The organism is Achromobacter sp. 2789STDY5608615, assembly GCF_001298995.1.
Taxonomy (GTDB): domain Bacteria; phylum Pseudomonadota; class Gammaproteobacteria; order Burkholderiales; family Burkholderiaceae_B; genus Achromobacter; species Achromobacter insuavis.
Genome location: NZ_CYTY01000012.1, coordinates 72,255 through 90,870, shown reverse-complemented (window position 1 = coordinate 90,870; position 18,616 = coordinate 72,255). Strand labels below are relative to the sequence as shown.

The window sequence follows — 18,616 nt, the reverse complement described above, 5'->3', positions numbered from 1 at the left end:
TCACAGTCCCATCGGTTGATTGTGCATGCCCCAGTACAGGCTCTTGACCTGGCTGTAGAGGCGCAGGCCATGCAGGCCCTTCTCGCGGCCGATGCCGCTGGCCTTGAAGCCGCCGAACGGCGTGGCGATGTGCGATTGCTTGTAGGTGTTGATCCAGACGGAGCCCGCCTCGATCTCGCGCGCCACGCGCCAGGCGCGGGCGTAGTCGCCGGTCCACATGCCCGCGGCCAGGCCGAAGGGCGTGTCGTTGGCCTGCTGGATCACGTCGTCCTCGTCGTCGAACGGCAGCGCCACCAGCACCGGCCCGAAGATCTCTTCCTGGCAGACGCGCGCGCCGTTGCCCAGGCCGTCAATCACGGTGGGCAGGTAGAACCAGCCGTTGGCCAGCTCGGCGCGGTCCGGCGCGGCGCCGCCGACCAGCACGCGGCCGCCCTCGGCCCGGCCGATGTCGACATAGCCGGCGACCTTGTCGCGATGCGCGCGCGACACCAGCGGCCCCATCTGCGTGGCCGGGTCATCGGGCAGCCCCACGCGCACCTGGCGCGTGCGCGCCACCAGCGCCTCCATGAAACGCCCATAGATCGATTTCTGCACGAACAGGCGCGAACCCGCCACGCAGCTCTGCCCGGCCGAGCCAAAGATGCCCGACACCACGCCGGCCACGGCGCGGTCCAGGTCGGCGTCGTCGAACACGATGTGCGGCGACTTGCCGCCCAGCTCCAGGCCGACGGGAATCAAGCGCTGGCCGGCAATGCCGCCGATGGCGCGGCCAGTCTCGGTGCCGCCGGTGAATGACACCATGCGCACGCCGGGATGCCTGACCAGCGCGGCGCCGACGTCTTCGCCGTGACCCGGCAACACCGTCAGCAGCCCTTCGGGCAAGCCGGCCTCGGCGCATATGCGGGCCAGTTCCAGCGCCAGCTGCGGCGTCTCCTCGGACGGCTTGAGCAGCACCGCGTTGCCGGCCGCCAGCGCCGGCGCGGCCTTCTGCGCCTCGTTCATGATGGGCGAGTTCCACGGCGTAATGGCCGCGATCACGCCGAACGGCTCGGCCAGCGCCATCGAGAAATACTCGCCGCGTGGCGAGGTCATCTCGTTCTGCCAGGTCTCGCACACCGCGGCGTAATAGCGGAAATGCCCGGCCGCGCTGTCGACCATGTTCAGGCATTCCTTCCACGGCTTGCCGCTGTCGATCATCTGCAGCCGCGCCAGCGGCTCGCGCTCGGCGGCCAGGCGCCGGCCGATCTCGTACAGCGTGGCGGCGTGCTGGTCCGGACGCAGCTTGCGCCACGGCTGGCGCTGGAACGCGTCCCAGGCGATGGCGACGGCGGCATCCACGTCGCGCGGCAAGGCGCGCGTGACGATGCCGGCAACGCTGCCGTCGGCGGGGTTGATGGAGGTGATGACGGTGTCGCCGTCTTGGCTGTGGCGCCAGTCGGCGCCCAGCCGGAAGGGCTTGTGGCTCGATGCATTCATAACGTCGTGGAATCCGGGGACTGCGGTAGACGCATCATCGGCCGGCCGACTATTAGGAACAATTCGATATTTTTCTTATATTCTTAGCCCATGGCTATGAATATCAAGTACCGGCCGCTCAAGGCCTTCCTGCTGGCGGTCGACACCGGTTCGTTCACGCACGCCGCCAACCAGCTGGGCGTGACGCAGCCCTCGTTCACCGCGCTGATCCAGGACCTGGAGGACGTGCTGGGCCTGCGCCTGTTCGAACGCACCACCCGCAGCATCAGCCTGACCTCGGCCGGACAGGATTTCCATGCCCGCGTGCAGCGGCCCATCGCCGACCTGGAGGAAGCCTATCGCGGCCTGGCCGACCTGGCGGCGGTGCGGCGCGGCAACGTGACGCTGGGCGCCCTGCCCTCGACCGCGCTGGCGCTGCTGCCCGTGGCGGTCGGCGCGCTGCGTCAGCGCCATCCGGCCTTGAAGGTGCGCGTGGTCGAGGCGCACAACGACGAACTGGTGGCCATGCTGCGCACCAACCAGATCGAGTTCGCCGTCGGCGCGCTGGCCGAGCCGGCGCCGGACCTGTCTTTCACGCCGCTGGCCGAGGATTGCTTCTGCGCCATCTACCCCGCCGGCCATGCCCTGGGAAAAAAGCGCGGACCGCTGCATTGGCGCGACGTACTGCGCTATGACCTGATCCTGCTGTCGCAGGGCTCGAACGCGCGCCAGCAGTTCGACCGCGCGGTGCGCGAAGAGACCGGCGCGCCGGCCACCGCGCTGCGCTACGACGTGACCAACATGGGCACCGCCGCCGGCATGGTGCGCCAGGGCCTGGGCGTGAGCGTGCTGCCGCGCCTGGCGCTGCCGGAATTGAACCTGGCGGGGCTGCGCGCGGCGGCGCTGTGCGATGCCTCGGCTCGCCGCGCCATCGGCCTGCTGCACCGGCGCGACCGCTCGCTGTCGCCGGCCGCGCAGGCGCTGGCGGTGCAATTGGAAACGGCCATGGACGAGATCGCCCGGCGGCTGTTGCCGCTGCCGCCACTGAAGTGACCCGGCCGCGGCTTCCATCCAGACGCCGACTCATCCCGCCGCGAACAGCGCGCCGATGCGCGCCACATCGTCGTCACTCAACACCCCCGCCTGCCACCGCAGCGTCAGCCACGCCAGCAGGTTGTCGTAGCGCGCCCGGTCCAGGTCGCGCAGCGCCTCGAAACGCTGGCGCTCCGCATCCAGCACATCCAGGTTGGTGCGCTCGCCGCCCAGCACGCTTTGCCGCGCGGCCTGCACGCGCTGCGCGGCCGCCTCGGCGGCCTGCCGGTAGGCGCTGATGCGCTCGCGGCTGCCGGCAAAGGTGTGGAACTGCCGCGCCAGGTCATTCAGCAACGCCCATGTCGCGGCCTCGAGCTTGTGCTGCGCCTCTTCCTGCTCGGCCAGCGCCTGGCCGCTGGCCGCCGAGGTCCGCCCGCCGGAATACAGCGGAATGCTGACCTCGATGCCCACCGAACCGGTGTCATAGCGCTGGCCGATCTGGTTGTCGCCGTTGGAATTGGTCAACTGCTTGCGCGCCACCAGGCGCGCCGTCGGCAAATGCCCGGCGCGGGCGGCCTGATAGCGCTGGCGGCTGGCTTCCACCAGGTGACGCTGGGCCAGCAGTTCCGGATTGCCGTCCAGCGCCAGTTGGCGCCATGCCGGCAAGTCACGCCCATCGACGGCCAGGGCGGCCAGGGCCGCTTCCCGCAAGGGCGCCAGCGGGCTGTCGGCCAATGCCGGGCCGACGATCGCCCCCAACGCATTGCGGGCGTCGCGCAGCTGGTCCTGCGCCTCGATCTCCTGCGCCTGCACCACGTGGGCGCGGGCCTCGATCTCCAGCTGATCCGTGCGCGTACCCTGCCCCGCCGCCACGAAGCGCGCGCTGCGGCGCGCGTCCTCCCGCAACGAACGGCCCTGTGACTGCGTCAACGCCAGGGCCTGCTGCGCATAGAGCACGGCGGTGTAGGCCTGCAATACCCGCACCGCCAGCGCCTGCCGCGCGCGCTCCAACGTCAATCCCCCCGCCTCGGCGCGTTCGCGTCCGGCGCGGTATTGCGCGAACGCCGCCGCGTCGAACAGCGGCTGGCTCAGCGTGAAACCCGAGGCATAGCTGGCATAGCGCGAGCGTTGCTCCAGCGCGCCCCACCGGGTCTGCTGGCGCGATGTCGTGTCGTTGCGGGCGCGGCTGTAGTGGTAACCCAGGTTCGGCAACAGGCCGCTGCGCCCCAGCGCCGCTTCCTCGGCGTCGGCCCGCTCGCGCGCCCGCGCCGCCTGCCAGGTGGGGTCGGACGCCAGCGCCATCGTGTACGCCTGCTGGAAATCCAGCGCCTGCGCCGCGCTCATCCCGGGCAGGAGCAGCGCCACCATCACGACCCAGGCCGCCGGCAACCGGTACTGGCAACGGCTCATGCGTCACCCCACGCCAGCCGCGCGCGGTCGAGCAGGGGCTTGAACAGGTAGTTCAACAGCGACCGCTCGCCCGTGCGCACGAACACCTCGACCGGCATGCCCGCGCGCAACGGCGCATCGCCAATGCGGCGCAACTGGCCCGGCGCCACGTCGGCGCGCAGGCGATAGTAGGGCCGGCCGTTATGTTCGTCCTCGAAGCGGTCCGCCGACACCAGCGTCACCGCGCCCTCCAGCCGCGGCGTGCTGCTGGCGTCGAAGGCGGTGAACATCAGTTCCACCGGCAGGCCCGCATGCACCTTGTCGATGGACTCCACCGGCAGGCGCCCCTCGACCACCAAGGGTTCGTCCTCGGGCACGATCTCCATCAGGCGCGAGCCCGGCTGCACCACGCCGCCGACGGTGTGCGTGGCCAGGGCCACCACGGTGCCGCTGGCCGGCGCGCGGATCTCGCTGTGCGCCAGGTCGAACTCCGCCGTCGCCAGCTTCTGCGTCAACTGTTCGCGCTGCACGCGCGTTTCCGCCAGGTCGGTGCGCACCTCGCGCTGGAACGCGTCGCGGCGCTGCTGGCCGCGCAGCGCCAGTTCCGCGATCTGCTGGCGGGTCTGGCCCAGGGCGCCCAGGTCCGCCGCCATGTCGCCGTCCAGTTGCGCGAGGCTGCGCTCCAGCTCCAGCACGCGATTGCGCGGCACGTAGCCTTCGCGCGCCAGATCGCGCAGGTTGCCCAGTTGTTCCCGCAACAACGTGCGTTGCGTGCGCTTGTGCGCCAACGTCGATTCCAGCCCGCCGGCCAGGGCCCGGCTGCCGGCCAGCGTCGCCTCGATGCCGGCCAGTTCCCCCGCCAGCGCCGCGCGGCGGCTGGCAAAGAGCTGGCGCTCCATCGCGTAGGCGGCCGCCGCTTCGGCATTCGCGTGCGCGTCTGGCGGCGCAAGATCATCCTGGCCATCGCGCTCGGCCAGCAAGCGCGCTTCGCGCGCCATGACGGCCGCCTGCTGCGCACGCAGGCTCTGCGCCTCGCCACGCACCCGCGTATCGTCCAGCCGCACCAGCGTCTGACCGGCCCGGACCGGGTCGCCTTCGGCCACCAGCAGCGCGCTCACCACGCCGCCCTCGATACTGTCCACCGCGCGCCGCTCGCCCGTCACGACGACGATGCCGGGCATCGCCACGCCGTTGTCCAGCGGCGCCCACGCCGCCCAGGCCAGGAAGCCGCCAAAACCCACCGCCAGCACCCACCAGCCGAAACGGGCCGACCAGCCGCCCTGCTCGTCACCATCGACCGCGCCGGCATCATCCTTGTCCAGTTCGGGCCGCAACACCACCACACGATTGCCCTCGGCGCGCCCCGTCATGCCTTGCCTCCGAAGTAGTGTCCGGGAAAGGCGCCGCCCGCCAGGGGATACACCTGCGCCGCCGTTGCGGAAGGACGCGGCGGCGACGCGGCCCCGGTCGGACGCCCGCCCGCCGCGGCAGGCGCGGCGGACTGAGATGCCGCCCTGGCGTTCCCCCCCGGCCGCGCCCTCCGGCGGCGGCCGCAGCACCTCATGGGTCGCCCCGAAGCGCTGCGCCTGGCCATCTCGCAGCAACAGCAGGTGGGTCGTCGCCGCCAGCACCTTGGGCCGGTGCGTCACCAGCACCACCGTCGCGCCCATCTCGCGCAGACGGCCCAGCGCGTCGAGCAAGGCCTGCTCGCCGACATCATCCAGACTGGCGTTGGGCTCATCCAGCACCACCAGTCGCGGCGTCCCATACAACGCCCGCGCCAGCGCGATGCGCTGGCGTTGCCCGCCCGACAATCCCTGGCCGCCAGTGCCGAGCGGCGTGTCATAGCCGCGCGGCAGGGCCAGGATCATGTCGTGCGCGCCGGCCAGCCGGGCGGCATCGATCACCCGCCGGGCCAACACCTCGCCATCGCTGTCCGGCCCGGGAAAACGCGCGATGTTCTCGGCCACCGTCCCGGAGAACAACTCCACGTCCTGCGGCACATACCCCAGCCACTCGCCCAGCCGCGCGCGCTCCCATTGCCGCAGATCGGCGCCATCCAGCCGCGCCGTGCCCAGGCGGGCCGGCCACACGCCCGCCACCAATCGCGCCAAGGTCGACTTGCCCGCGCCCGACGGGCCGACCACGCCCAGCACCTGCCCCGGCTCCAGCGCGAACGACACATTCACCAGCGTCGGTTGCGCCGCGCCCGGCGGCGTCACCGTCACCCCTTCCAGCCGCAGCGCGCCCTTCGGCTCGGGCAGCGTCAGGCCCGCGGCGTGCTTTGGATACGTCGCCAGCAGGTCCTGCAGGCGCCGCCACGCCAGGCGCGTGCCCGCCCATTGCCGCCACGCGCCGATCACCTGATCGATCGGACTGAGCACGCGTCCCATCAGGATCGACCCCGCGATCATCATGCCGGCGCTGACGTGGCTCTGCAGCACCAGCCACGCGCCCAGGCCCAGCACCAACGATTGCAACGCCATCCGCACCGTCTTCGACAGGCTCGCGATCATCGCCGAGCGCTGGCTGGCCATGCCCTGACGCCGCACATAGCCCACGTGCAGCCGCTGCCAGCGCGCCCGCAACCGATCCAGCATGCCCATAGCCTGGATGGCCTCGGCGTTGCGCAGTTGCCCTTCGGCCTCGACCCCCGCCCGTACCGACAGCCCGCCCGCCTCGGCCAGCAGCTTGCGCGACACCTGCTCGTTGAGCCAGGCCAGCGCCACCAGCACCACCGCGCCCGCCAACGCCAGCGTTCCCACCCACGGGTGGAACAGGAACATCACCAGCAGGAACAACGGAAACCACGGCGCATCGAAGAACGCGAACACCGCGCTGCCCGTCAGGAACTGGCGCAGGGTATTCAGGTCATTGACCGCCTGTGAGGCATTGGCCGGCACGCCCGCCAGGCCGCGCTCGAACGCCGCCCCGTGCACACGCCCGGCCAGCGCCGCGTCAAAGCGCGCGCCGATCTGGATGATGACCACGCTGCGCGCGTAATCCAGCGCCCCCATCAGCGCCAGCAGGCCGACGATCATCAGGCTCAGCATGACCAGCGTGAAGACGTTGCCGGACGCCAGCACGCGGTCATAGACCCGCAGCATGTACAGCGACGGCGCCAGCATCAGCAGGTTGGCGGCGACGCTGAACGCCGCCACGCTGTACCAGCCGGTGCGAAAGCGCGCCAGGAGCGATTTGATCTCCAGGGCGTCCCCGTCCTGTGCCGCGCCCGTGCGCGTCTGGGTTTGCTGCATCGGTTTTCCTTGTCCGGATGACTGCCGGAACACGCAGAATGAAGAAACAAAAAGACGGTCGCGGCAGGGGATAGGCCCGCCGCGACCGCAGCCCACGCGCCCGAGACAGCGCGGGAAAACTCGCGGATGGGTTACGCCGCCAGGGCCAGGTCGGTCTCGGTGGCGAAGTTGTGGCCGATGAGGTCGGCGATGGAGGCGTGCATATCCATCCCGTTCTGTTCCAAGGCGTCGACCAAACCTCCGTTCGTGATGTGGCTGATCTTGTCTGGCGTGCCAACAACCGAACCGTTCATCAAGCCCCAAACGATGTCATGAACCAGGTTGGCTCGCCCGTCGGCAACGTCACCCTGGATAGGTTGGTCGAACGTGAACGTAATGAGCGGGTCCACCACATGCCCGGCTCCATCTACCCCACCACCCAAAGTGATGGAATCCAACGAGCCCCATACGGTGTGCGCCGTCGGACCATCGCCCACGTGACCGCTGTAAGGCGGGAAGAAGTAGTGCAATTCACCGGAGGCGACGAAGGCGTAGTGGGCAACCGTTTTGCTGACATAGCCGTAGTCGGTGCCATTGAAGGCGTTGCCGCCAAAGAATCCACCCTTGTTAGGCACGCTGGTGTGCTCACCAGCAACACCTTCATTCTGGAACGCATCCAGCACGAGCTCCAGCGAGCTCTCCAGGGTAAGGCCAGTGGGAAGGTGATTGATATCGATATAGCTTACGTGTGCAGACATTTTCATGCTCCATTGATTGCGAATTCGCCGAGGAATATCTCGACCCTAAAAGCCGCGCCGTACGTATGCATACGTCGCGCATGCGAAAAATTCGCATGTCTCTTACTCGAGCAGGCACGCGCCTACCCGTTTCATTGTTTTCCCTAGAAGCGAACCTCCATGCCTAATGCAACGGAGCGTCCTGGCGCGAATGTGCGCGCCATCGCATCGGAATATCCGTCGACATACATGCGATTGGTCAGGTTCTCGACCGACGCCATCAGCTTGACGTTGTCATTGGCTTGATAACTGGCATACCAATCCCATGTCGTGTACTTGAACCAAACCTGGGAGCCGCCTGCGTCGCGGTTGTACCAACCATCACCGCTGTAGTTGAGTCTCACCCCGGTATCCAACTTGCGTTCCAGCAATCGGATGCCGACCAGCAACATGCCTTTGTCCACTGGCTTGGCGATGGCACTGTTGAAAACGAAGTTGTCGCAGACGACTTGGTCATCAGCCCAAGCTCGCCAAGAGTCATATCCTTGTGCAATGGCCTTCTGATGCTCTGCGGGATAGCTGCCGTCCGCGTTCTGGCGATCGAATTTGTTGTCGCCCGACCCCAGGAAATAAAGGTCTTCGCAGAACTTGTTGGGACCGCCGAGGTAATGGGTGTAGCTCAGTCCGCCATAGATCCAACCGGCCTCATAGCGCCCCTCCAACTCCAAGCCACGAAACTTGGTGCGGTTGCGGTTATTGACGAAAGCTGTTGTTCCAGGCAAGGGCAACCGTTCCAGATTGGCTCCTGGCAACAGAACGTCCATCGACGAGAAGAGATAGTTGTTTGCCCGCGTGTCGAAGTAGCCCGCCTTGACAGACAAGCTGTCTTCGTCCGACACAATGCCCTGAAATATCGTGTTGGCGCCGATTTCCCAAGTCTGCGAAGTTTCCGGCTCGGCTAATGGATTGGGGTAGATGGTGGCAAATCCATCTCTAGGATGGTTGCCCACCATCAGCATTTCATTGATGGCGGGAGGCCTCCAGGACTTACCCCAGCTACCGTACAGTTCCAGCCAATTGGTTGGCCGAATCGCGCCAGACAACGAGGGCAACAGCATCCCTGCACTGCGACTCACGTCGTAGTCATACAAGGCGTTCTGGTCGTCGAGATCCTCAGGCTGAAACTCCTTTTCGTAGTCGGAGGATCGACGGCCGCCAGGTATGTAGAAATTCTTCGTTCTTCCACGTTGATCGACGTACGTCGGCACACCGGCCCACCAAGCAGCGATGGCCGATTCGTCGCCTGCCAACGCCAAACGGCAGCCTGGCCCGTAAACAGACTGAACTTGGCTGCGCGGATTTTCGTTCGGTGCCCGCCCTGGAAAGGCGCCATAAGCGCACATTTCCTTTGCAAATTTGTCGAGCCTGGATAGGTGGACGGTCTGCTTGCCGGGAACTTGCGTCTTACCCTTGAGTCCGTAGCGCTCGTAACGAAGGCTGGCGGATATGGTGAAGAAATCGTCTTCTAGCTTCACCTCTGTGAAGATGCTGCCCATGCTGCGACGGCCCTGGGGATTGAGCGCATCCTTGCCTGTAGTGCCAATGGGGCTCACCTCGCGACCGTCGTGATTCCACCGCTGGCTCGAAGTCGTACGATCAGTGAAATACTCAACGCCGTAGTTGGCACTTAGCAACGTCTTCGTACCGAGCATAAGGCGCGACGTATTGTCGAGCAGGAATCCCTCGGTTCTGGTAGCCAGACGGTTATTGCGTCCGACGCCGTACTGTCTACAAACGTCTAGTGCATAGGGAGATTTATCGGGCTTTTCACAAGCACCACTGTCCCAATACTCATGGTCAATATTCTTTCGGATATCCGCTGCGTTGGTGGATCCACCGTCAAAGCGAGAGCTTGGATAGGTCGGCGTCGTGTAATTGTCAACACTCGTGTCGACACCATAGATCTTCACTCTCAGATCCAGCCATGGGTTGTCCACAGGTTTGATCTTGTAGTCCAGGGCATAGCTGTTCGACTGAGCCTTCGAGGTTCCCATCTTTCTCCAAGGCGTGCCGCTCTCCTGCACCGAAGTGTCAGCATCCGTGGTGTACGAGTACCCAACTCGCGTACCAACATAGCTGAACAACAGCGATTGATCCTCGCTCAACTTCCAACGTGCCTTGAACAGACTGGTGTCCTGTTCTTGCGCAGCAAACTTCACATCAGAGAACTCGATCTTTCCGCCGTTGAACCAAACTGAATTCTGGCCATCTACCCCTCCGCGCGTACCGATCCTGTAGTCTCCGATCGACCGTCGCGAGACAGCCGCCATGACTTCCAGACGCTCGCCAGCACGTGCCGCGCCAGCGGCGCTCCCGAAGAAATTCACGCCATTGCCCTGATGCCCCATCCCGGACGTACCGCGCAATCTCAGCCCGATATCTCTGCCCTCCCGCAGCACATCCCCAAAATCCAGCGTCCGAAAATCCACGCTCCCCGCCATCGCGCCGGTGCCATGCACGCCATGCACCACGCCCCGCTCCACCACGGCCTCGGACAGGAGTTCCGAATCGACATACATTTCTCCATTGCGCTGCATGTGCCCGTTCTGCACGAAATCCTGGCGCATGCCGTCGATCATCATGTTGACGCGGCCGAAGTCCTGCATGCCGCGGATGTTGATCGACAGGCCGGGGTTCTGGCGGTTGACGGCGCTGGCGACGCCGGGGGTGTCCTGGATGAGTTCGGCGGCGTGGCGAACCGGCACGCGGTCCATTTCTTCACGCGTGATGATGCTGACGGCGCGGGGGGCTTGATAGACGCGCTCGTTGACGGTGTTTCCCTGAACCACCACCGGCTTGAGCGAGTACACCTTGGAACGACCGCCCGGGCCGTTATCGACCAATTGAAAGCTCAGGCGTCCGTTGCCTTCGGAAATCCGATAACCGACGGGGCTGTTGCCGAGAAGATGCTTGAGCCCGGCGGTCAGGCTGTAGGTGCCCTGGGTAGCGACGCTGGTGTACGAGGAAAGATCGACATCGCCCACGTAGAGATCGACGCCGGCCTGCCGGGCGAACGCCAGCACCGCTTGCATCATTGGCTGGGCCGAGATGTCGAAGGCGCGGGTCTGGCGGACGGCTTCCTCCTGGCGGTCGGGCTGTCCCGATGCCACCGGTTGCGGTTGGGCCCACACCGAGGCAGCGCATGGCATCGCGAGCATCCCCGCTCCCATCATCCGCCTGGCCAGCCTGGCCTTCATCAATCTTCTCTTCATTGCCGTCTCTGGTTGCTGCCGATGCAAACGCGCATCATTACCATTAACGGTTGAGAATCGAACTACAGTAAAAAAAGTTCGGAAAAGACAGTTGCCAGAGGGAGAACGGCGCGAAGGCGTCCTGACTTCGTCTTACTCAGGACCTGGCGATGGCGCTGCACGCGCCTCGCGATGGATCGCATCGCCGACGCTTTTGGGCCACGGCTGTCGCCCACCATCCAGAGCGCCGTCGGCAAGCGGAAAAGTGCCGAATACAGACCAGCGTTTGTTTTTCCGTTTTACAAACCAGGCTTTGTAAAACCGCACCCGGCGCGCAAGGACTCGACGCTTTTCAGTACAGCACCGTCACCCCCGGCAACCGCAGCTGCGCAAGCTGCATCTCGCCACAGAGCGTGGCCAGTGCGCCGTCGAGGTTATCCAGATGGAACAGCGCGTTCACCGGCCTGCGCGCCGCGGCGCGGTTCGCCAGGATCAGCCGGCCCGGCCGGAAATCGCCGATGCGTTGCAGGACCTGCTCCAGCGGTTCGCCTTCGAAGATGAGATAGCCGTCGGCCCAGGCGGCCCCGCGCGCGGGCGCGACGGCGCTGCGCGCAACGCCACCGGCATGGCTGAAAGTGGCGCTGTCGCCCGAGCCCAGTGTCAGGCTCGCCTCGCCTGACGAGGGCGGCCGGTCCAGCGCGAGGTCTACGCGATGCTGCAACACACCGACCCAGCCATGGCCGGCATCCTGGCGCCGCACGGCGTAGCGCGTGCCCAGCGCGGTCATGCTGGCGCCCGCGCTCGTCACCACGAAACGGCGCGGCTCGGCCGCTCCGGTGGGCGCTGGCGAAAACACCGCTTCGCCGCGCAGCAGGCGCACCCGGCGGGCCATGGCGTCGTATTCCACATCCAGCGCGCTGTTGCTGCCCAGCAGCACGAGGCTGCCGTCGGGCAACACGAAAGATCGGACTTCGCCGACGCCGCTGCGGTAGTCGGCCAACCAGGGCGCGACGATGTCCGGACCATTGACCGCGCCGGCCGCCACCAGCGCCAAGGCCGTCAGCGCCAGTGCGCGTCGCGATGGCAGCAGACGGCCGGCCCGCCGCCACGACGCGACACAGGCGCGCCAGGGATCGCGCCCAGACCGAGACACCGGCTGCGCGCAGACCGCCGCGTCGCGGCAGGCGCCTGCCAGGGCCCAGACCATTTCGGCATCGGCCAGGGCCGGGCCATGGCGCGCGTCGCGCGCCAACCAACGATCGAGGCGGCGCTGTTCGGCCGGCGCGAGCGCGCCCGCCTCCAGGCGCACGGCCCACCGGCTGGCCTGGCGGCGCAGGCGCCGTTGGCGGCCGAAGCGGTTCAGCGGATACATGATGGGATCTTCATGAAAGGAATAAACGGCCCGGACGCGAAAGACAGTAAAAAAAGCGCCCAAAGCGCGTATTCATTGCGCGGGCTCATGGATCGTTCCCCAGGCGTTCGCGCATCAGTTCAAGCGCCATGGCCAGGTGCTTCTGCACCGAGCTGGGAGAGATGTCCAGATAGCGCGCGGCCTGCGCATGGCTCAGGCCCTCGACGCGGCAGAGCTTGAAGATCTGGCGCGTGCGTGGCGGCAGTTCAGCCAGGGTCGCGGTCAACCGCGCCAGTTGCCGGCGGACGTGCACGTGCACGTCGGGCGCGGTGCGCGGATCGCGCACGCCTTCCAGTACGTCATCCGACGCCATGTCGGTGCGGGATTGATGATGATTGCGGCGATGGTCGATGAGCAGGCGATTGGCGATGGCGTAGAGATAGGCCAGCGCGGTGTCGTCCAGCGGGACGTCTTCCTGGTGGGCAAGGAGGCGGGCGAAGCAGTCCTGCACCAGGTCGGCGCTGAGTTCGGCTTCGCCGGTCTTCAGGAACAGGTAACGACGCAGCCGCTCGGCATAGGCCGCATACAGGCGCTCGACATCAGGTTGGGGCGCCACGTGCTCGTCGCCGGAAATCTACTCAATCGTGATGAGCGTCAGTGATAGTTGAGCAAGAGACTAGCACCGATAGGGCGCCCTGCCGGTGGCGGCGGCATATGAATTGGTCGGAGATTTGACCTGGACCGGCGTAGCCGTCGGGCGCCCCGCGTCAAGGCCCCGGCGTCGCGCGCAATGCGCGGATCGCTCGCGGTATTTACCGATGTGTTGCCCTACTGGTCGGCGTCGCGCGGCTTGGCGGGACCGCCCTGCACCTTCCAGCCCAGTTCGGCCGAGATGCGCGCCGCCGCGTCCTGCACCACCGTGACCATGTCGTGCATGCGTTCCAGCGACATGTACGGCACCGTGCTGGACACGCTGATGGCGGCGACGATGCCGCTGGAGGCGTCGCGCACCGGCGCTGCCACGCAGCGGATCGACGGTTCGTTGTCTTCCAGGTCGAAGGCGTAGCCGTGGGCGGCGTAGTCGCGCATGCGGTCGCGGAAGGCCTCCCAGGTCTGGCGGCCGCCCGGCGCGCGCGAGGACACCGGCGCGCCGACGCGATGCAGCGCCTTCCATTGCGGTTCGTCGGCATCGAGCAGCAGCGCCTTGCCGACGCCGGTGGCGGCCAAGGGCATGCGATGGCCGACGCGCGAGCGCATCTCCAATCCCTTCTTGCCGGGAATCTTTTCCAGGTACAGCACTTCGTCGTTGTCGCGCACGGCCAGGTGGATGGTGTCGCCGGTCTCGGCGGCGAGGCTGTCCAGATAGGGCCGCGCCAAGGTCGCCATGGGGAAGGCTTCGCGCGCCTGGAAGCCGAGTTCGATCAGTTTCGGGCCGAGCACGTAGCCGACGCCGGGCAGCGAGCGCAGGTAACGCTCCTGCACCAGGCAACTGGCGAGCCGGTGCGTGGTGCTGCGCGCCACGCCGATATGGGCGCAGATGTCCTTGAGATCGCGCGCGCCCGCGGCGACGGCCTGGATCACGCCCAAGCCGCGCATCAGGGTCTGCGTGCCGGCGGGGGCCGCGGCGTCGGGATCGTAGGCGGGGGAAGAATCGGACATGGAGGAACAGGTGCTGGAAATCGGGAACGGGGAACGGGAAGCGAGAAACGGGAAGCGAGAGACGGGAAGCGAGAGACGGGAAGCGAGAGACGGGAAGCGAGAGACGGGAAGCGAGAGACCAATCCCTGTATATGGGATTTAATTCTATATTTTGAGATTTTTCAAGCGCTGATCTAGAATTTTTCCCAACCCGCCCCCGCGCCGTCCTGGCGCCGTCGCGGGCCTGACGACAACAAGGTCGACCAGCTCCTGCCGCGCGCGAACGCCTCCCGCGCCCTCGCCCGCAGCGCGCCGCCGGCCCGAGACGAGACAGATTCTGATGACAACCGGATTGCCTGCCCGCGCGGCCCTGATAGCGCTGGATTGGGGCACCTCTTCGCTGCGCGCCTATCGCCTCGATGGCGCCGGGCGCACGCTGGATACCCGCCATCTGCCGTGGGGCATCATGCGCCTGCCACAGCCCTTGCAAGACGGCGCCGCCACGCCCAGCGGCCAATCGGGCTTCGAACTGGCCTTCGAGCAGGCCTGCGGCGACTGGCTGCGGGCCGAGCCGCACCTGCCCGTGATCGCCTGCGGCATGGTCGGCAGCGCGCAGGGCTGGCAAGAGGCCGCCTACCTGGATGTGCCGGTCGACCTGGAACGCATCGGCACGCTGCTGACGCGCGTCGAGCGCAATGGCGCGACGCCGGTGCACATCGTGCCCGGCCTCATCCAGCGCCACGGCCTGCCCAATGTGATGCGCGGCGAAGAGACCCAGGTCTTCGGCGTGCTGTTCGACCAGGGCAACGATCCCGCCGACAGCGTGCTGATCGGCCTGCCGGGCACGCACTCCAAGTGGGTCAACGCGCGCCGCGGCCAGGTCACACATTTCGATACCTTCATGACCGGCGAGGTCTATGCCGCGCTGCGCGGCCACACCATCCTGGGCCGCACCATGGTCGAGGCGCCGACCTCCGACATGGCGGCGTTCGAGCGCGGCGTGAAAGTGGCTGGCGTGCCGGCCGGACGCGCCGGCGTGCTGTCGACGATCTTCAGCACCCGCGCGCTGGGGCTGACCGGCGAACTGGCCGGCGTGTCGCAGGCCGATTACCTGTCGGGCCTGCTGATCGGCCATGAAATCTGCGCGCTGGCCGACATGCTGCGGCTGCAGGGCGAACTGCCGCGCATCGTGCTGTGCGGCGACGACGCGCTGTGCCAGCGCTACATCGTGGCGCTGCGGCACTACGGCCTGGGCACGCCGCAACTGGCGCAACACGCCACCGAACGCGGCCTGTGGCACCTGGCGGTTTCCGCCGGACTGGTGCCCGCCCCCTCTTCTTCCGAGACCACATCATGACCCATACCGGACTGCAAACCGCCATGGCCCATTGCGGCCTGATCGCCATCCTGCGCGGCATCACGCCCGCCGAGGCCGTGCCTGTCGCGCAAGCGCTGTACGAGGCGGGCTTTCGCCTGATCGAGGTGCCGCTGAATTCGCCGGAGCCGCTGGCCAGCATCCGCGCCATGCGCGACGCGCTGCCGGCCGACTGCCTGGTGGGCGCCGGCACGGTGCTGAACCCCGATGACGTGGCGCGCATCAAGGACGCCGGCGGCGAGCTGATCGTCATGCCGCACAGCGACCTGGCCGTGGTGCGCGCGGCCAAGGCCGCGGGCCTGGCGTCGTGCCCCGGCGTGGCCACGCCGACCGAAGCTTTCGCCGCGCTGGCGGCCGGCGCCGACGTGCTCAAGATGTTCCCCGCCGAACAGCTCGGCCCGGCCGTGCTCAAGGCCTGGCGCGCGGTGATGCGCCCGCCGATCGCGCTGGTGCCGGTCGGCGGCATCACGCCCGACAACCTTTCCACCTACGCCCAGGCGGGCGCCAGCGGCTTCGGCCTGGGCTCCGCCTTGTACAAACCCGGCCTGTCGGCCAACGAAGTCGGCCAGAACGCGCGCGCTTTCATCGCCGCCTGGCAACGCGCCTATCCCGCCCAGGAGACCCAAGCATGAAGATCACCAAGCTCACTACCTACATCGTGCCGCCGCGGTGGTGCTTCCTGAAGATCGAAACCGACGCCGGCATCGTCGGCTGGGGTGAACCGGTCGTCGAAGGCCGCGCCCACTCGGTGGCCGCCGCCGTCGAGGAACTGTCGGACTACCTGATCGGCAAGGACCCGCGCAACATCGAGGACCACTGGACCGTGCTGTACCGCGGCGGCTTCTACCGCGGCGGCGCCATCCACATGAGCGCGCTGGCCGGCATCGACCAGGCGCTGTGGGACATCAAGGGCAAGGACCTGGGCGTGCCCGTGTCGCAGCTGCTGGGCGGCAACGTGCGCGACCGCATCCGCGTGTATTCGTGGATCGGCGGCGACCGGCCGGCCGACACCGCCGCGGCCGCCAAGGGCGCGGTCGAGCGCGGCTTCACCGCCGTCAAGATGAACGGCACCGAGGAACTGCAGTACATCGATTCGTTCGACAAGGTCGAGAAGTGCCTGGAGAACGTGGCCGCCGTGCGCGACGCGGTCGGCCCCAACGTCGGCATCGGCGTGGACTTCCACGGCCGCGTGCACAAGCCGATGGCCAAGGTGCTGATGAAGGAACTGGACCCGTTCAAGCTGATGTTCATCGAAGAGCCGGTGCTCAGCGAACACTACGAAGCGCTGAAGGAACTGGCGCCGCTGACGTCCACGCCGATCGCGCTGGGCGAGCGCCTGTTCTCGCGCTGGGACTTCAAGCGCGTGCTGGCCGACGGCTACGTCGACATCATCCAGCCGGATCCGTCGCACGCCGGCGGCATCACCGAGACGCGCAAGATCGCCGCCATGGCCGAGGCCTACGACGTGGCGCTGGCGCTGCACTGCCCGCTGGGCCCGATCGCGCTGGCCACCTGCCTGCAGATCGACGCCGGTTGCTACAACGCCTTCATCCAGGAACAGAGCCTGGGCATCCACTACAACGCCGCCAACGACCTGCTGGACTACGTCAGCAACCGCGAGGTGTTCGCCTACGAGAACGGCATGGTCGCGATTCCACAGGGCCCCGGCCTGGGCATCGAGGTCAACGAGGAATACGTGAAAGAACGCGCGGCGGTGGGCCACCGCTGGCGCAACCCCATCTGGCGCCACGCCGACGGCAGCTTCGCCGAGTGGTAAGCCGGTAGAAAAAAGCGAAAGAGGAGACCCCCTTGACCACCGCCACCCACCCGGGCCTGCAAAGCGCCCAGCGGCCGACGCGCAGCCGCTATCTCATCATGGTGATGCTGTTCATCACCGTCGTCATCAACTACCTGGACCGCAGCAACCTGTCCATCGCCGCGCCCGCCCTCAAGGACGAGTTCGGCCTGGACACGGTGCACGAAGGGCTGATCCTGTCGGCCTTCGGCTGGACCTATGCCGCCATGCAGATCCCCGGCGGCTGGCTGGTGGACCGCGTGTCGCCGCGCGTGCTGTACGCGGCCGCGCTGATCCTGTGGTCGGCGGCGACGTTCTTCATGGGCTTTGCCGGCAGCTTCGTGATCCTGTTCGTGCTGCGCCTGGCCGTGGGCGCGCTGGAGGCCCCGGCCTATCCGATCAACAACCGCGTCGTCACGACCTGGTTCCCGGAAAAGGAACGCGCCACCGCCATCGGCTTCTACACCTCGGGCCAGTTCGTCGGCCTGGCGTTCCTGACGCCGGTGCTGGCGTGGCTGCAGCACCACTACGGCTGGCACATGGTGTTCGTCAGCACCGGCCTGCTGGGCATCATCTGGGGCGTGGTGTGGTACCTGATCTACCGTGAACCGCGCCAGTTCAAGGGCGCCAATGCGGCCGAGATCGAACTGATCCAGCAAGGCGGCGGCGTCGTGGACCTGGACAAGCGTGTGACCGAGAAGAAGGCCCCCTTCAACTGGAACGACCTGGGCCTGGTGATGAGCCAGCGCAAGCTGTGGGGCGTGTACCTGGGCCAGTTCTGCCTGACCTCGACGCTGTGGTTCTTCCTGACGTGGTTCCCCACCTATCTGGTGAAGTACCGCGGCATGGACTTCATCAAGTCGGGCTTCCTGGCGTCGGTGCCGTTCCTGGCGGCGTTCATCGGCGTGCTGTGCTCGGGCGTGCTGTCGGACTTCCTGGTCCGCCGCGGCGCCACCGTGGGCCTGGCGCGCAAGCTGCCGATCATCCTGGGGCTGCTGATCTCGACGTCGATGATCGGCGCCAACTTCACCGACTCGACGCCGTGGGTGATCTTCTTCCTGGCGGTGGCGTTCTTCGGCAACGGCCTGGCGTCGATCACCTGGTCCCTGGTGTCGGCGCTGGCGCCGGTGCGGCTGCTGGGGCTGACCGGCGGGGTGTTCAACTTCGTCGGCAACCTGTCGTCGATCTGCACCCCGATCGTGATCGGCTTCCTGGTGTCGAAGGACAGCTTCGCGCCGGCCATCGTGTATGTGTCGTCGCTGGCGCTGCTGGGCGCGCTGTCGTACATCCTGCTGGTGGGCAAGGTGGAGCGGATCGAGGCCTGATCCGCGCGGCATCGCCGCCGCACCGCCACCGC

General features: G+C 67.1%; 13 protein-coding genes. 5 read left to right on the top strand and 8 right to left on the bottom strand.

Annotated elements, in window-relative coordinates:
• Positions 1–1,476, bottom strand: a complete 1,476-nt coding sequence (locus AOZ49_RS12670; protein WP_054475696.1) for an aldehyde dehydrogenase — start codon at positions 1,474–1,476, stop codon at positions 1–3.
• Between the two features lie 96 nt (positions 1,477–1,572).
• Between AOZ49_RS12670 and AOZ49_RS12665 the strand changes: the two genes are divergently transcribed.
• Entirely contained in the window at positions 1,573–2,508 is a 936-nt protein-coding gene (locus AOZ49_RS12665; RefSeq protein ID WP_082380427.1) for a LysR family transcriptional regulator, read from the top strand.
• Between the two features lie 30 nt (positions 2,509–2,538).
• On the opposite strand, the gene AOZ49_RS12660 is transcribed toward AOZ49_RS12665, so the two are convergent.
• The 7 genes from AOZ49_RS12660 to AOZ49_RS12625 all read right to left on the bottom strand — a co-directional run bounded on the left by AOZ49_RS12660 (position 2,539) and on the right by AOZ49_RS12625 (position 14,110).
• Positions 2,539–3,897: a TolC family outer membrane protein gene (locus tag AOZ49_RS12660; RefSeq protein ID WP_054475691.1), complete on the bottom strand. Its 1,359-nt coding sequence runs from the start codon at positions 3,895–3,897 to the stop codon at positions 2,539–2,541.
• The gene (locus tag AOZ49_RS33515) at positions 3,894–7,133 is read right to left on the bottom strand and encodes a type I secretion system permease/ATPase (protein WP_231690331.1); all 3,240 of its coding nucleotides are present in this window, start codon (positions 7,131–7,133) and stop codon (positions 3,894–3,896) included. The genes AOZ49_RS12660 and AOZ49_RS33515 overlap by 4 nt, the downstream gene beginning before the upstream one ends.
• 131 nt (positions 7,134–7,264) lie before the next feature.
• A complete protein-coding gene (locus tag AOZ49_RS12645; RefSeq protein ID WP_054475688.1) occupies positions 7,265–7,870 on the bottom strand; it encodes a heme acquisition protein HasA in 606 nt (201 codons plus the stop codon).
• A 143-nt stretch (positions 7,871–8,013) separates the two neighbouring features.
• The gene (locus tag AOZ49_RS12640; RefSeq protein ID WP_231690330.1) at positions 8,014–11,121 is read right to left on the bottom strand and encodes a TonB-dependent hemoglobin/transferrin/lactoferrin family receptor; all 3,108 of its coding nucleotides are present in this window, start codon (positions 11,119–11,121) and stop codon (positions 8,014–8,016) included.
• 331 nt (positions 11,122–11,452) lie between these two features.
• The gene (locus tag AOZ49_RS12635) at positions 11,453–12,472 is read right to left on the bottom strand and encodes a FecR family protein (protein WP_054475686.1); all 1,020 of its coding nucleotides are present in this window, start codon (positions 12,470–12,472) and stop codon (positions 11,453–11,455) included.
• A gap of 85 nt (positions 12,473–12,557) precedes the next feature.
• Entirely contained in the window at positions 12,558–13,067 is a 510-nt protein-coding gene (locus tag AOZ49_RS12630; protein ID WP_054429131.1) for an RNA polymerase sigma factor, read from the bottom strand.
• A 212-nt stretch (positions 13,068–13,279) separates the two neighbouring features.
• Positions 13,280–14,110 (bottom strand): IclR family transcriptional regulator, encoded by an 831-nt coding sequence (locus AOZ49_RS12625; protein WP_054475683.1) that lies wholly within the window; start codon positions 14,108–14,110, stop codon positions 13,280–13,282.
• A gap of 319 nt (positions 14,111–14,429) precedes the next feature.
• Between AOZ49_RS12625 and AOZ49_RS12620 the strand changes: the two genes are divergently transcribed.
• Genes AOZ49_RS12620 through AOZ49_RS12605 form a run of 4 tightly spaced genes read left to right on the top strand, consistent with a single transcriptional unit; the run spans position 14,430 to position 18,584 of the window.
• Positions 14,430–15,446: a 2-dehydro-3-deoxygalactonokinase gene (locus AOZ49_RS12620; protein ID WP_054429133.1), complete on the top strand. Its 1,017-nt coding sequence runs from the start codon at positions 14,430–14,432 to the stop codon at positions 15,444–15,446.
• The gene (locus AOZ49_RS12615) at positions 15,443–16,096 is read left to right on the top strand and encodes a 2-dehydro-3-deoxy-6-phosphogalactonate aldolase (RefSeq protein WP_054475681.1); all 654 of its coding nucleotides are present in this window, start codon (positions 15,443–15,445) and stop codon (positions 16,094–16,096) included. Before AOZ49_RS12620 ends, AOZ49_RS12615 begins: the two co-directional genes overlap by 4 nt.
• Complete coding sequence (dgoD, locus tag AOZ49_RS12610; protein ID WP_006391563.1) at positions 16,093–17,241, top strand: galactonate dehydratase; 1,149 nt, start codon at positions 16,093–16,095, stop codon at positions 17,239–17,241. Before AOZ49_RS12615 ends, dgoD begins: the two co-directional genes overlap by 4 nt.
• A 32-nt stretch (positions 17,242–17,273) precedes the next feature.
• Entirely contained in the window at positions 17,274–18,584 is a 1,311-nt protein-coding gene (locus AOZ49_RS12605; RefSeq protein WP_054475679.1) for an MFS transporter, read from the top strand.
• The last annotated feature ends 32 nt before the right edge of the window (positions 18,585–18,616 follow it).